This window comes from Zobellia sp. 1_MG-2023 (assembly GCF_030549125.1).
Taxonomy (GTDB): Bacteria; Bacteroidota; Bacteroidia; order Flavobacteriales; family Flavobacteriaceae; genus Zobellia; species Zobellia russellii.
In genome coordinates, this window is the sequence record NZ_JAUOSY010000001.1 from 221,592 (window position 1) to 235,538 (window position 13,947).

Consider the following 13,947-nt stretch of genomic DNA (forward strand, 5'->3'; position numbering starts at 1 on the left):
TCCAATGAAACTAAACCAAAAAATTGGCACGCTGGCACTAGGTGTTCTGCTGTCGCTTACCTCATATAGCTCTGTGTTTGGGCAACAAACACCAACATTTACAGAGTACAATTACAATCCGTTTATATTAAATTCCGCTTATGCGGGTTTAACCCAAAACACAGAAATTTCATTAAGCAATTCTGGATTTTTTAACCAGATAGAGGGTAGCCCTAAAAGCTTCTCTTTGAGTGGTCATGGGTCTTTGAACCGGAATAAGGTTGGTCTAGGCGCCGGTCTCATAAGAGATCAAATCGGAGTAACTACTTCCACAAATTTCTTTGCATCCTATTCCTATAAAATATTCTTTGACTTTAAAAGTAACAGACCTTATTGGCAACTTTATGATGCAGGGGTATTATCCTTTGGAATTACCGCAGGTCTTCAACAATACCAAGACAACCTAACCCAACTAGGCATAGTAGGCGACCCAAATTTTGCACAAGACATCAATGCTACCATACCAACAATTGGTTTGGGATTTTTATTTAATCACGCTTCGTTTTATGTAGGATTTTCAACGCCAAATATCTTAGGGGATGCGTTGGCTTCAGACGATTCATTAAAATTAAATAGTCCTTATTATGGATATTTTGGGTATCGCTTTTTCAACAATCGTTTTCAAGATTTAATGATAAAGCCCAACGTTCTCATAAAGCATGAGAATGGTGCCGCATTACAGGCGGATTTAAATGTTGCTGTGAGTTTTAGAAACAAATTTGAATTAGGTACGGGATATAGGACCAATAATTCTTTAAACTTTTTAGCAGGCATTTATTTATTTGATAATGTACGGGCCATATATAACTACAATTTGGCTACTAATGATTCTTCGCTAGGGAATACCCACGGAATTATTTTGAGCTATCAATTTGGGGATGGTTATGCATTAGACTAAATTTCAGCTATGTCCATAAAAAAAATAATTATTGGGTCCCTCCTACTTGGTGCAGCTATAATAGTGAGCTCTTTTTACTTGGTTTTTAGGACAAAAACAGAAGATTTATCCAATAAATTTCCCTATAACACAATTATTAATAAAACCTTGATAACCAAACATGAGTGCTATATAACCATACACCAGCATTTTTTAGAAAACCCATATATCTTAAATCTAACTAACACTAGTTTTTACGAAACCAATAAACCCATTTATAAACTGCCCATTGGAACATCATTAAATATTGAAAAAACAAAAGCATTTACAACACCCGTTAGTGGCTCAACACATTCAATTGTAATGGGAAGCGTTTATATTCCCGAACTAAAAGAGACTGTAAAATTTGAATTTTTCTGGGGAGAGAACCCTACTTATGGCCTTTATGACCATGACGATAATTACGATATTTACCCACTTGCTCCATGGCAAGAAAAGGCACTACCCTATAAATATTTTTGGGATGGCCGTAAAGAACCCCACGATTGGGAAGAATGGAACTTGTTATCCAATTAAACGAGAGTTCTAGAAAAGACAAAACCGATACGAATATCGGTCTTAAGGCTTGCTGTTGTTTACTTAAACAAATAAACTATGATACAAAGATGTAGCTTTCGTACGTTTCAAAAGTTACCTTAATCTTACTTTATGGTTATCAAATTCAACCTATCTCTGGCGATAAATTATTTGATCATACCCAAATTAACCACCTCTTGCTCCGTTAGGTAACGCCAGTGGCCTCTAGGCAAGTCTTTTTTGGTAAGTCCTGCATAAACTACGCGGTCTAATTTTACGATTTCGTACCCTAGAGTCTCAAAAATACGTTGTACAATGTTGGTACGGGTACTGAAGATTTCCATACCTATTTGGTTCTTGGGCGCTTTATCTACAAAACTAATATCCTGTACCTTAATTACCTTTTCATCAACAAGTATCCCTTCCTGAATCTTTTTTAAATCGGCACTACGTAAAGGTTTGTTGAGTTCTACATGAAATATCTTTCGCAATCCGTTTTTAGGACTGTTCAAACGTTTGGTCAACTCGCCGTCATTTGTAAAAAGTAAGAGCCCTGTGGTATCCTTACTTAGCTTACCTACAGGCAGAAGCTCCGTTTTGGTAGCTTTGGAAATTAAACCTAGAGCGGTACGCCTACCGTGCTCATTTCGTGCAGCGGTCGTAAAATCTTTGGGTTTATTAAGCAGTACGTACTCTTTCTTAATGGGGTTCAGCAAACGGCCATCAAACTTAACCTCGTCCGTAAGTTTTACTTTATACCCCATTTCAACCACGGGCTTTCCGTTTACGGTTACACTACCCGCTGAAATATAAATATCCGCTTCTCTACGTGAACACACTCCTGAGTTGGCTACATATTTGTTCAAGCGGATAACGTTAGGGTCCGATGGTTTTTTTGGTTCTTGTTCCGTTTTTTTCCGTATTGGTGCATTACCACGCGCATAACTCTTCTTGCGGAAAGTACCACCTTGTCTTCCCGAAGCTCTCTTATCATTGTTGGAATCTGATCTGCCCATATCTAAAATTTATGCAAAGGTAGCTTTAATCTTTGAACTCTACGGTAGATTGACGCTCTCTATTTACGCTAAGCTTCGTAATATCAGGTCTTGAGTAGTGCCCAACCGGGTCAAAATTCTGGCGCTCTTCATAAACCCTATTAAAATCAAGGTCATGATACAACAGCCCTTCCCTATCCAAAACAGGCTCAAGCAACCATTCCCCATCAGGGCCTGCAATACAAGAACCTCCATTGGCCATGACCTCGGGTGCCTTTTTCAAAATTTCCTGCAAATGTGGTGTAGTTTCAGGAAAATCGGTTCTTTTCATCAATGATGACACAGATATTACATAACTGCGAGATTCCCTCGCTATAAAACGGGTTATATCTTTTGTATTATGGTCACTACCCGGCCAAACGGCAATATGTAAATTCTCGCCCTGTCCGTAAAGGGCCGTACGCGGTAAAGGCATCCAATTCTCCCAACAATTAAGTCCGCCAACGGTAAATTGTTTAAGCGGGTGTACTTGAAGTCCGTTACCATCTCCGGGCGCCCATGTTAATCGTTCGTCATAAGTGGGTTGTAATTTACGGTGAACGGATTTGATTTCGCCCGTGGCATCAATATAAACCAAAGAGCAATAGAGACTATGGCCTCCCCTGTTTTGGGCTCTTTCAATAATGCCCAAATACACCGCAATCTTATGTTCCTTTGCCAAAAGACACACAGAAGCCAACTCACCTAGTTCAATTTGCACAGAATTTCGTGCATAGTGCGCATGTAATTCTTTATTCACTTTGGTATCCCAAGCCGCTCCATCCGTTAAGGCCAACCAAAAAGGATAACCGGGCAAAAGGGCTTCACCAAAAACTACAAGTTCCGCTTTTTCGTTTGCAGCCTCCCGAAGAGTGGCCTCAATTTTCTTTAGTGTCGCTGCTTTGTCCAACCAAACTGGTGAAATCTGGGCCAGAGCCACTCTCAATCTATTTTCCATTATAAAATTCGATTTAATACTAGGTCTACATCAATCAAGAGAATACTAAAAACTCCTACTATGATAATAAGCTTAAGGATGTTATGCAGCCAAACATAGTCTTTCTTAGATTTTGATTTTACCAATAAAACCAAGAATAACAATAAAAGTAGCACGCAGGCCATAAAATAGTAATGCATATACCCTACATCAAACTTTAGTATTAACAAAAGTGAAGGAATCAAGGTTAGCAAAATCAATGCAGAAATAAGGGTTTTAGAAACCTTACCGCCATACAAAATAGGAATGGTCTTATAGTTTTGGGCCAAATCTCCTTTTATATTTTCCAGGTCTTTGATCATCTCTCTTGCCAAGATTAATAAAAACAAGAACATGGCATGCACAAAAATTACGTTTTCAAAATTTTTGTAATACACAAAAACGGCAAAAAAGGGGGCTATGGCCAGGGTAGCGGAGACAAAGTTGCCAACAAATGGCATTTTTTTTAATTTATGTGAGTAAAACCATATCCCGAAAATATAGGCCGAAAAGAAAAATACCGCCTTAAACGATACATAACTTGCCGCTATAACCGCCAAAAAATTAAGGATAAAATAAGTGGTTAACTTAAACTGTTGGCCAACAAACCGATCGATCATACTCTTTCTGGGTTTGTTGATCAAATCTTTCTCCGCATCGTAAAAATTATTGATAATATAACCGCTGGCAACTACCAAGGCCGAAGCTATTACGATAATAAAAAGGTTTAGATCAAGGACAACTTCCCGCACAGGTAGTTCATGTGCCAAAATATAGATAGACGCCAAGTACTGCGCCAAAACAATCATGAGAATATTGTATCCGCGAACAACAGAAAACAGACTGAATACCTTTAATAGTAAAAGCCTATTTTTTCTACTGAGCATGTATTGTGATTTTAGAAGTTGTAAACCACTTCCAAATTGTAGCCCTTCAATGCTTTTTTAGCTTTATCCAAATCTTCGGCAAAACCTAGAATGTAGCCACCACCACCGGAACCACAAAGTTTTAGATAATAGTCATTGGTCTCAATACCTTTTTTCCATAGGTCATGGAACTTTGCGGGTATCATAGGCTTAAAATTATCAAGCACCACGTGAGACAATTGTTTTAGGTTACCAAAAAGCGATTTTACATTTCCGCTTACAAAATCTTCCACACAAGCATCTGTGTGTTTGATAAACTGGTCTTTAAGCATGTTACGGAAGCCCTCTTGTTTCATTTTCTCCATGAAAATTTGAATCATGGGTGCCGTTTCTCCTGTTGAGCCGCTATCCAACAAAAACACTGCCCCTTTTCCTTCCGGATTTTGGGTAGGTATGCTGGCAGATTCTATATTATCTTGAGAATTGATAAGAATAGGAATACTCAAATAACTGTTCAAAGGATCTAGACCAGAAGATTTTCCGTGGAAAAAAGATTCCATTTTTCCGAAAATTGCCTTTAACCTAAGTAATTTCTCTCTGGTAAGGTTTTCAAGTATCGTAATCTTATCCTGCGCGTATTTATCATAAATAGCAGCAACAAGTGCGCCGCTACTACCTACTCCATATCCTTGCGGAATAGAACTATCAAAATACATACCCCCTTCAACATCAGCTTTTAAAGAAACAAAATCAAAGGAAACTAAATCAGGACTATTTTTATGGATCATCTCTAAGTAACCTACATATTCACGAAGACTAGCATTAGATTCCTTAGCCGTTTCAGACGGGTTTTCATCCGTCTTTAAAGCTCCCTTAAAAAAATTGTAGGGAATGGAAAGTCCTTTGGAATCTTTAATAATCCCATATTCTCCAAAGAGAAGTATTTTCGAATAAAATAATGGTCCTTTCATTATATAGTTGGTTAGCTACGGTGCAAAAATACAAAATATACTTTTGATGATTCTACAATTCTGCCCCACTACACGATTAACGTTATAATTTTATCTATTAAAACACATAAACCCCGTCATACTTAGTCCGGTTTAAAGCAAAAACCTTACCCATCTGCAGCCAATTCATGTTATGCACCTACTTAAAGATACGCTATATGTACGTTTTATGATACACAATGGATCAAAACAACATATTTTTCTTGAAGCTTGAACGGCCTAACTTCTATTAAATTATGAAGTTCTTAGTTTATTTTTTGAGCACCGTTTCCTACAAAGTCATGAATAAATTGTCCGTTTTGGCAATACGCCGCTAACTCATCCTTAATAAATTGTTGTACTTGTGTTTTCTCATCTTCAGGATAGAGTACATGAACATTGGCCCCGGCATCCAAAGTGAAGCAGACATGGGTTTTAGAATCCTCGCGGAATGCCCATATTTTATTAATGATTTCAAGTGTATTGGGCTTCATGAGGATGAAATAAGGTTGACTTGTCATCATCATAGCATGAAGCGTTAGGGCTTCGCTTTCAACAATGGAAATAAACCCGTTTAAATCACCCTCGGCAAAAACCGTTTCTAGCTTTAAAAGGTTTTCATGGGCCTGATGAAACCGTTGTTCCGCAAAAGGATGCCCGTGCATTAGGTCATGCCCTACCGTACTGCTCACCTGTTTTTGGCCTTTGTCTACCAATAAAATGGTATCGCAATAATTTTGAAAAACAGAATGTACTTTATGTGGATATTCAACTCCGTATAAGTTGGAGCTTCCCTCAATTTTGGCATGTACGCCCCATTGCACTAAACTACCTTTTATACTCCGCGCGGCACTCCCTGAACCTAATCTTGCCAAAAAAGATGCCTTTTGATTAAAATAATCCTGAGTCATTTCAGGGTTTAAATTGCGCTCTATCTCCATTAGGCAAAGTGCCAATGCGCTCATACCTGACGCCGATGAAGCAATACCACTACTATGTGGAAAGGAATTAGAGGTTTCTATCTTAAACTGATACTCCTTTAAAAACGGAAGATACTGATATACCCGTTCAAAAAAAGTATTGATTTTCGGTTTGAAACTTCCCTCTACTTTTCCATCTAAAGCAACATCAAAGAAAAAGCTATTACTTGGCTCGTTTAATCTCTCATAGGTTACCGTTGTTACCGTAGCACATTCGTTTAAAGTAAAACTAATGGAAGGATTAGCTGGAATCTGGTTTTCCTTCTTCCCCCAATATTTTACCAAAGCAATATTACTTGGTGATTTATAGGTGGTTTTTCCGGATAAAACGGACTTTGTATAAGGAGAGGGAATAAATTCTTTTTCGGTCATCGCGAAATATTTTGTGCAAAGATAGTTTTTACCAAGATTGTGATAACCATCAATGGAATAAATCACTATTTTAGGGGTAAACGCTTTATATTTTGAAAAAGAAAGCCCTCTACATTATATGCGCCGTAAGTATTTGCCTTGCTATTGGGTTCCTATCTAGTTTTGCTACCCAAAGCTCCGTAAACGACTGGTTTACCACGCTCAACAAACCTAGCTTTAATCCACCTAACTGGGTGTTTGCGCCCGTATGGACCGTTCTTTACATTATGATGGGCGTAGCGGCCGGTATTGTTTGGGCCAAGGGTCTTTACCATTTATGGGTACAGACCGCACTTTACCATTTTGGATTTCAATTGCTCTTAAATGCAGCATGGAGTATTGTTTTCTTTGGCCTTAAAGAACCGCTCTTGGCACTATTGGTAATTATCACTTTGCTTATTGTACTTGCCATTACCATAAAATGGTTTAAAGTGGTAAGCAAACCTGCCGCTTGGTTATTGGTGCCCTATCTGCTTTGGGTATGTTTTGCAACCGTTCTGAACTATAAACTTTGGGAACTAAACTAACTACTATTTCAAGAAGACATTTCAAGTAGCTTTACCATGGTGTTGTAATTTCGAGTAGTGGCTTCAACCTTTAACTTTCTCTCTACAAGATTGTTGTTCAATTTTGCTTTTCCGTATCCTGTTTTACACCATAAATACACACAATAACACGTTATTGCAAACTCCTCTTGAGCATAGGTTTCTGTACTAAAAGCATCAACAAGTCCTTGCTCCGGCAGATTTTTCAACAAAACAAAATACACTTGTTTCCGGGCAATGGCATCCAAATCCGTATACGGATTACTATTGAAAATATCCCGAAAGTCGCTTCTTGATTTTACCAGAACAGGCACATCAAAACCAAAAGTTCTTTTAATGTTTTCAGCAATTGAAACTTCTAAAGTAGCAGTGCTTACTTCCTCACTTTCAAAAACCACATTACCACTTTGTATATAGGTTTTTACATTTAAAAAACCCATTTCAGTTAACATAGATCTCAACGCTGCCATAGGTACTTTCTTCTGCCCGCTTACGTTTATCCCCCTTAACAAAGCAATATAAACACTCATTTAAAAACTATTAGCTACGGCCTGTGCGGCAATGTACCCGCCCGTCCAAGCATTTTGAAAATTAAAACCTCCGGTAATAGCATCTACATTAATGACCTCGCCAGCAAAATACATACCGGGCAGCTTTTTACTCTCATACGTCTTGAAGTTCACTTCTTTTAAATCGATACCGCCTGCAGTGACAAACTCTTCCTTAAAGGTACTTTTTCCATCAATTTTAAGCTCGCATTCTACAAGTTGATGCGCTAATTTCTCCAATTGATTTTTGGTAACATCGGCCCATTTATCCGTCTCATCAATACCTGAAGCCCGTACCAGATTGGTCCACAACCTACGGGGAACTTCAAGTGCCTTGGTTCTTAAAACGGTTTTTTTGGCCTCTACCTCCTTAATTTCCAAAAACAGTCCCATGAGTCCCTCAAAGTTATAATCCGGAAGCCAATTTACCCGTATCCTAAATTTGTAGTGTATGTCATTCAATAAACGTGCACCCCATGCCGATAGTTTTAAGATTGCCGGTCCGCTTAAACCCCAATGCGTAATAAGAAGTGGCCCATCCGAAGTTAAAATAGGCAGTTTGGATTTTTTGCTTTTTAACCGTGTGGTAACTTTTGAGTTGTACACTTGATTTTGGAATACCTCTACCTGTGCCAATGTACTTACCCCGGGAATACCAGCAATACGCTGGTCTTTGCAATTAAACGTAAACAGAGAGGGCACCGCAGGCACAATTGTATGGCCCATATTTTCTAGAAGCTTCCAAACTTTAGGATTACTTCCCGTGGCCACTACAAGTTTTTCACACTCATAGCTATGTTTAATAGTAGTTATTTTAAACCCCTCTTTATCCTCCCTTTTTTCAATTTTGGAAACCGCGCTGTGTTTTAATATTTTAACACCCAAACGGTTTGTTTCGTTCAAAAAACAATCGATAATGGTCTGGGAAGAATCCGATTCCGGGAACATCCGCCCGTCCGATTCTATTTTGAGGGTTATTCCCCTTTCTTCAAAAAAAGCTATGGTGTCTCCGCTACAATAGGTGTGAAAAGGGCCTATAAGTTCTTTTTCTCCCCTAGGATAGTTTTTGGTCAACTCCCTTGGGTCAAATTCTGCATGGGTTACGTTACAACGTCCTCCACCGGAAACCTTTACTTTTCCCAAGACATCCTTGCCCCGTTCTAAAATTGCAATTTTAAGATGTGGTTTTGCCTCCGCAATATGAATAGCCGTATAAAACCCTGCGGCACCTCCGCCAATAACGATAACATCAAACATTAATCAATACGTTCTGGATAATTGGTAATAATACCATCAACGCCAAAGCGTTTCATTTGTAGAATATCTTGTGGCTCGTTTACCGTCCAAGGATAAATCTTAAAACCGGCCTCTTTTATCTTTATGTTATTCTCTGCGGTAAGTTTCTTAAAGCTAGGATTAATAGCTTCAGCATTCAATTCACGACCAACCTCCAGTGCGTCCAGTGGGTTAAATTCAATTAAAACAGCAATTCTTACTTCTTTATTTGCCTTTCGCATATCCCGCAACTCATCCCACTCAAAGCTGGAAATAATAAAATCGTTCAGTTGCCATTTACCCGATTTTACTTCGGTTCCCATCATTCTATTCACATCAACGGCCGTATTCCTTCCTTTTAGTTCAATATTCAATTGGGTCTTTCCTGCCATAACATCTAGAACCTCTTGTAGCGTGGGTATTTTATGCCCGCCCTCTACGGTTAAAGATTTTAGCTCGTTAAGGGTGTACTTTTCTATTTCACCCTTTCCATCGGTTAAGCGCTCTACCGTATCATCATGAAAGACCACAATTTCACCGCTCTTTATTTTAAAAACGTCAATCTCCAACATATCCACACCCATCTCCATGGCTTTCTCAATAGAAGCTATGGTATTTTCGGTTTCATGGCCCATGGCACCGCGGTGCCCAATAACTAATGGTTTCTTGTTTTCCATACAACTTGATAGAACTAGTGCACAAAAGATAGTCAGAATTGACAACTTATTCATGATATACTATTTTACAGTGAAAATAAAAGATTCCAGAGGATTAATATCTATGCGTACTTGGGCGGAACCGTTTTGCACTTTTAAGGTTTTCTCCACCCCGTAAAGTACATCAGTAATGATATGTTCCCCATCTGGCAATTGCCATTCGCGAACAATATTTTCCGGAAGTTTCAATTCAAAACCAAACCAGTCATTGGCATCAAAGTTTGAAATGACAATAAGTTTTTCACTATTGGACCAACGTACATATGAAAGTACGTGATGGTTGTAATATTCCGTATGGTCTTTATTATAAAAGTGAATGTCTTGATATGCCCCCATTAGCGCACTACTATTAACGGTAAAAGACAATAAACGCTGATAAAAATCCCGTAACTCAGCCTCTTCTTTGGAGAGCTGGCCACCGTCAAACTTTTTATTGTTCACCCACCTTTGATGGTGCGGCACCCCTATATAGTCAAAAATTGAAGTCCGTGTGGGGCTTCCAAATCCAGCATTTTCCGCAGCAGGCTCGCCTACCTCTTGTCCAAAATAAATCATAACCGGAGCGGTGGTCATAGTGGCCGAAACCACCATTGCAGGTTTTCCTTTGTTTGCATCACCGGCAAAATCTGGAGAAGCAATACGCTGCTCATCATGGTTTTCCAAGAAATTCAATAAGTGATGTTCAATATCTTGCGTACCGTTCTTTATAACAGGAACGTGATCCGTCCAACCATGGCCTTGCATAATTCCTTTTAGGGAATCGTACATTTCTACCTTATCATAGAGGTAATCCATTTTCCCTCTAAAAATATAATTTCTGTATTCGTGGGGGTTATAGACTTCGGCCATTAAAAAGGCATCCGGATTTTTCATTTTAATATTGGAATTCATGTAACTCCAAAACTCCACGGGTACCATTTCGGCCATATCATAACGGAAACCGTCTACGCCCATTTCTATCCAGTATAGTGCAATGTCCTTAAACTTTTTCCAAGAATCCGGAACAGACCTTTCTTCCCAAAACTCAAAATGGGCCTTATAGTCCTTCCCACCAAAATCATCTGGTAAAACATCAAAATCATAATGACCATCCGGTCTTACCCCATAATTTATTTTTACGGTCTCGTACCAATCATTAAAGTCCGGTTGCGCCAAACGCGAACCATTGCCCGTCCATTTTGCCGGGTTTTCATAAAACTTATGGTCTACCCCTTCATGGTTTTCCCCGCCTAATGGCAAATACCCATCACGCCATTCTGGTACTTGAAAAGGAGTATTGGGAATATAATAAAAGTTATTGTCCCGATGATATTCTACCGATGTATCGTCTGACGCTCCAAAAGGCTCCTTACCCTCAGGAGTTGAACCGCCTTCATACTTCCGTGCCACATGGTTGGGAACGATGTCAATAATTACCTTTAAACCTTCTTTATGTGTACGGCCGATCAAATTCTTGAACTCTTTCAGCCTATTTTCCGGATTTTTTGCCAAATCGGGATTTACATTGTAATAATCCTTTACGGCATACGGCGATCCTGCTCTTCCTTTTACTACATCCGGATCGTCATTAGATATTCCATATGCCGTATAATCATTAATTACGGCATGGTGGGGCACTCCTGTATACCATATGTGGGTTACACCCAGGTTTTTAATTTCCTGCAAGGCCTTTTTTGAAAAATCCGAAAACTTCCCTACCCCGTTCTCTTCAATGGTTCCCCACGGCTTATTAGTTGTATTGGTATTACCGAACAACCTAGTAAACACATGATATACAACCTTCTTTTTATTCCGCCCCATGCTTTAAACTACTTTCACTTGATTAGGGGTTAGCACTACACGTTCCCCATTCAAGCGGATAGACATATCATCCTGACCGTTAAGCAGAAACTCAGTACTACCATTTTTCACGGTTACCTTAAGAATTCTATTTCTAAAGTTGATTTTAAACGAATAGGCCTGCCATTGCTCTGGTATCTTGGGCTCAAAAGAAAGCTTATCGTCTACCACCCTCATTCCTCCAAAGCCTTCTACAATACTCATCCAAGTACCGGCCATAGAGGTAATGTGCAAGCCCTCTTCTACTTCTTTATTATAATCGTCCAAATCTAATCTGGAAGTTCTTAAATAGAATGTGTAGGCTTGCTCCATACGATTCAATTTTGCAGCCTGAATGCTATGTACGCATGGCGATAAAGAAGATTCATGTACCGTAAAAGGCTCATAAAAATCAAAATGCTTTTCCAATTCCTTCTCCGAAAAATGGTCTTCAAAGAAATAAAAGCCCTGGAGAACATCGGCCTGTTTAATATACGGCGAACGCAAAATGCGGTCCCAACTCCATTTTTGATTGATAGGTCTTTGTGTTTTGGGCAGCTCACTAACCGTAATCAGCTCTTTGTCCAAAAATCCGTCTTGTTGCAAGAAAACACCTTTTTCCTCGGAATACGGGAAATACATATTATCCGCTACCTTTTGCCATTGTCCTACTTCATTGTCCGTAAGTTTGACCTTGCCAATTACCCTTTGGTAATCCTCATTATAACCGTCTTCAACCTGTTGTAACTGCTTTATGGTATAGTCAATACACCATTTGGCCAGATAGTTCGTATACCAGTTATTGTTTACATTATTCTCATATTCGTTGGGTCCCGTAACCCCCAAAATAACATATTTGTTCTTGGCCGAAGAAAAGCTGGCTCGTTGGTGCCAGAAACGGGCAATTCCAATAAGTACCTCTAGCCCCATTTCCGGGATATAAGAGTAGTCTCCCGTAAAGCGGTAATAGTTATAAATAGCAAAGGCTATAGCCCCGTTACGGTGTATTTCCTCAAAAGTGATTTCCCATTCATTATGACATTCCTCACCGTTCATGGTAACCATTGGATAAAGGGCCGCTCCATTTGAAAAACCTAATTTCTGAGCGTTCTCAATAGCTTTTTCAAGGTGATTGTATCTGTATTTCAATAAACTACGAGCCACGTTTTGATCTTTGGTAGCCATGTAAAAAGGAATACAATACGCTTCCGTATCCCAATAGGTACTTCCGCCGTACTTTTCTCCCGTAAATCCTTTAGGTCCAATATTTAAACGTGAATCCTTGCCCAAATAGGTTTGGTTCAATTGAAAAATATTGAACCGAATGCCTTGTTGCGCTTTTACATCGCCATCTATGGTGATATCGCTCATCTCCCATATTTTGGCCCAGGCTTGCTTTTGTCTATCCAACAACGCTTCAAACCCTAGATCAAAACCTTTGAGCAAAGCTTTTTTAGAAGCTTCCCTTAATGCAGATGCGTTATGATTACGAGAAACTACATATCCTCCTAACTTATGGAGCGCTAAAGTATCTCCTTGTTTAGCAGTTTGTACATATTCGTGGCCAACACGCAATTCGGAAATCTGTTCCGCTGGATGATGTTCTTGAGCCTCCCCATTAAGGAACAACCTGCTTTCCATGAACGTGCAGGTCTCAAAATGGGTTTTCATAGTATGCGCTTCTATAAAAGCCTGTTTGCCTTCCGAAGTCACCGAAGTGGTGTTCCAAAACTTATCGTCCCAGTTGGAATCTTCATTGGTAATACCGCTATCTAGATACGGAACAAACTTAATTTCCGCATCGCCATTTTCGGGTGTTATTTCATATTTAATAGCCCCAACCTCGTCTAAATCCAAAGACAAGAAACGTGTTACTTTAACGGAAACCTTATTATCATTGGGCAGAACGGCCGTAAAAACACGACGGTACCAGCCTTCTTTCATATTTAGTTCCCTACTGAAATTATCTACTTTTTTGCAGGTATTTAAATCTAAAGGTTCTCCGTTGATGAAAACCTCTATTCCGATCCAATTAGGTGCGTTCAGAACTTTGGCAAAATACTCTGGATATCCATTTTTCCACCAGCCAACGCGGGTTTTATCCGGATAATAGACCCCAGCTATATAACTCCCTTGAAAAGTATCTCCCGAATACGGCTCTTCAAAATTGGCCCGTTGCCCCATAGCTCCGTTACCAATACTGAAAATACTTTCTGATGATTTGACCAATTCTTTATCAAAACCTTCTTCAATAATTGACCAAGGGTCCGCTTTTATATACTCTTGCATTTCGTTTA

At 39.2% G+C, this 13,947-nt stretch carries 13 protein-coding genes; 3 read left to right on the plus strand and 10 right to left on the minus strand.

The genetic code is table 11. The annotated features are described in order from the left end of the window. Positions 1–4: 4 nt before the first annotated feature. Positions 5–937, plus strand: a complete 933-nt coding sequence (locus tag Q4597_RS00915) for a PorP/SprF family type IX secretion system membrane protein (protein ID WP_303404408.1) — start codon at positions 5–7, stop codon at positions 935–937. A 9-nt stretch (positions 938–946) separates the two neighbouring features. Continuing rightward, on the plus strand, positions 947–1,492 hold the full coding sequence (locus Q4597_RS00920; protein WP_303404409.1) for a hypothetical protein: 546 nt from the start codon (positions 947–949) through the stop codon (positions 1,490–1,492). A gap of 167 nt (positions 1,493–1,659) precedes the next feature. On the opposite strand, the gene Q4597_RS00925 is transcribed toward Q4597_RS00920, so the two are convergent. The 5 genes from Q4597_RS00925 to Q4597_RS00945 form a co-directional block, all read right to left on the minus strand. After that, positions 1,660–2,508, minus strand: coding sequence for a pseudouridine synthase (locus Q4597_RS00925; RefSeq protein WP_215437745.1), 849 nt, complete (start codon positions 2,506–2,508; stop codon positions 1,660–1,662). Positions 2,509–2,533: 25 nt separating this feature from the next. Continuing rightward, positions 2,534–3,484, minus strand: a complete 951-nt coding sequence (locus Q4597_RS00930) for a carbon-nitrogen hydrolase family protein (RefSeq protein WP_303404410.1) — start codon at positions 3,482–3,484, stop codon at positions 2,534–2,536. Further along, a complete protein-coding gene (locus Q4597_RS00935) occupies positions 3,484–4,389 on the minus strand; it encodes a geranylgeranylglycerol-phosphate geranylgeranyltransferase (protein WP_303404411.1) in 906 nt (301 codons plus the stop codon). The genes Q4597_RS00930 and Q4597_RS00935 overlap by 1 nt, the downstream gene beginning before the upstream one ends. 11 nt (positions 4,390–4,400) lie before the next feature. After that, positions 4,401–5,339 carry a mevalonate kinase gene (locus Q4597_RS00940; protein WP_303404412.1) on the minus strand — a complete coding sequence of 313 codons (939 nt, stop codon included), beginning with the start codon at positions 5,337–5,339 and terminating at the stop codon, positions 4,401–4,403. Positions 5,340–5,623: 284 nt separating this feature from the next. Continuing rightward, the gene (locus tag Q4597_RS00945) at positions 5,624–6,709 is read right to left on the minus strand and encodes a diphosphomevalonate/mevalonate 3,5-bisphosphate decarboxylase family protein (RefSeq protein WP_303404413.1); all 1,086 of its coding nucleotides are present in this window, start codon (positions 6,707–6,709) and stop codon (positions 5,624–5,626) included. Positions 6,710–6,801: 92 nt separating this feature from the next. Here Q4597_RS00945 and Q4597_RS00950 point away from each other — a divergent pair, with 92 nt between their 5' ends. Beyond that, positions 6,802–7,275 (plus strand): TspO/MBR family protein, encoded by a 474-nt coding sequence (locus tag Q4597_RS00950; RefSeq protein WP_215437726.1) that lies wholly within the window; start codon positions 6,802–6,804, stop codon positions 7,273–7,275. A gap of 8 nt (positions 7,276–7,283) precedes the next feature. Here Q4597_RS00950 and Q4597_RS00955 read toward each other — a convergent pair whose 3' ends face one another. From Q4597_RS00955 to Q4597_RS00975, 5 genes are read right to left on the minus strand one after another with little or no spacing between them, the layout of a single operon-like run. Next, positions 7,284–7,823, minus strand: coding sequence for a DUF1697 domain-containing protein (locus tag Q4597_RS00955; protein WP_303404414.1), 540 nt, complete (start codon positions 7,821–7,823; stop codon positions 7,284–7,286). Continuing rightward, on the minus strand, positions 7,824–9,098 hold the full coding sequence (locus Q4597_RS00960; RefSeq protein ID WP_303404415.1) for an NAD(P)/FAD-dependent oxidoreductase: 1,275 nt from the start codon (positions 9,096–9,098) through the stop codon (positions 7,824–7,826). Further along, entirely contained in the window at positions 9,098–9,793 is a 696-nt protein-coding gene (locus tag Q4597_RS00965; protein WP_303404416.1) for a glycerophosphodiester phosphodiesterase family protein, read from the minus strand. Before Q4597_RS00965 ends, Q4597_RS00960 begins: the two co-directional genes overlap by 1 nt. Positions 9,794–9,853: 60 nt before the next feature. Then, positions 9,854–11,632, minus strand: a complete 1,779-nt coding sequence (locus tag Q4597_RS00970; protein WP_303404417.1) for an alpha-amylase family protein — start codon at positions 11,630–11,632, stop codon at positions 9,854–9,856. Between the two features lie 3 nt (positions 11,633–11,635). After that, entirely contained in the window at positions 11,636–13,939 is a 2,304-nt protein-coding gene (locus Q4597_RS00975) for a glycoside hydrolase family 65 protein (RefSeq protein ID WP_303404418.1), read from the minus strand. Positions 13,940–13,947 lie beyond the last annotated feature (8 nt).

Excerpts from the sequence above, each read along its gene's own strand:
- Q4597_RS00945 (WP_303404413.1), bottom strand. The coding sequence starts at position 6,709 with ATGACCGAAAAAGAATTTATTCCCTCTCCTTATACAAAGTCCGTTTTA.
- Q4597_RS00915 (WP_303404408.1), top strand. The coding sequence starts at position 5 with ATGAAACTAAACCAAAAAATTGGCACGCTGGCACTAGGTGTTCTGCTG.
- Q4597_RS00975 (WP_303404418.1), bottom strand. The coding sequence starts at position 13,939 with ATGCAAGAGTATATAAAAGCGGACCCTTGGTCAATTATTGAAGAAGGT.
- Q4597_RS00935 (WP_303404411.1), bottom strand. The coding sequence starts at position 4,389 with ATGCTCAGTAGAAAAAATAGGCTTTTACTATTAAAGGTATTCAGTCTG.
- Q4597_RS00925 (WP_215437745.1), bottom strand. The coding sequence starts at position 2,508 with ATGGGCAGATCAGATTCCAACAATGATAAGAGAGCTTCGGGAAGACAA.
- Q4597_RS00955 (WP_303404414.1), bottom strand. The coding sequence starts at position 7,823 with ATGAGTGTTTATATTGCTTTGTTAAGGGGGATAAACGTAAGCGGGCAG.
- Q4597_RS00920 (WP_303404409.1), top strand. The coding sequence starts at position 947 with ATGTCCATAAAAAAAATAATTATTGGGTCCCTCCTACTTGGTGCAGCT.
- Q4597_RS00930 (WP_303404410.1), bottom strand. The coding sequence starts at position 3,484 with ATGGAAAATAGATTGAGAGTGGCTCTGGCCCAGATTTCACCAGTTTGG.
- Q4597_RS00960 (WP_303404415.1), bottom strand. The coding sequence starts at position 9,098 with ATGTTTGATGTTATCGTTATTGGCGGAGGTGCCGCAGGGTTTTATACG.
- Q4597_RS00970 (WP_303404417.1), bottom strand. The coding sequence starts at position 11,632 with ATGGGGCGGAATAAAAAGAAGGTTGTATATCATGTGTTTACTAGGTTG.
- Q4597_RS00940 (WP_303404412.1), bottom strand. The coding sequence starts at position 5,339 with ATGAAAGGACCATTATTTTATTCGAAAATACTTCTCTTTGGAGAATAT.
- Q4597_RS00965 (WP_303404416.1), bottom strand. The coding sequence starts at position 9,793 with ATGGAAAACAAGAAACCATTAGTTATTGGGCACCGCGGTGCCATGGGC.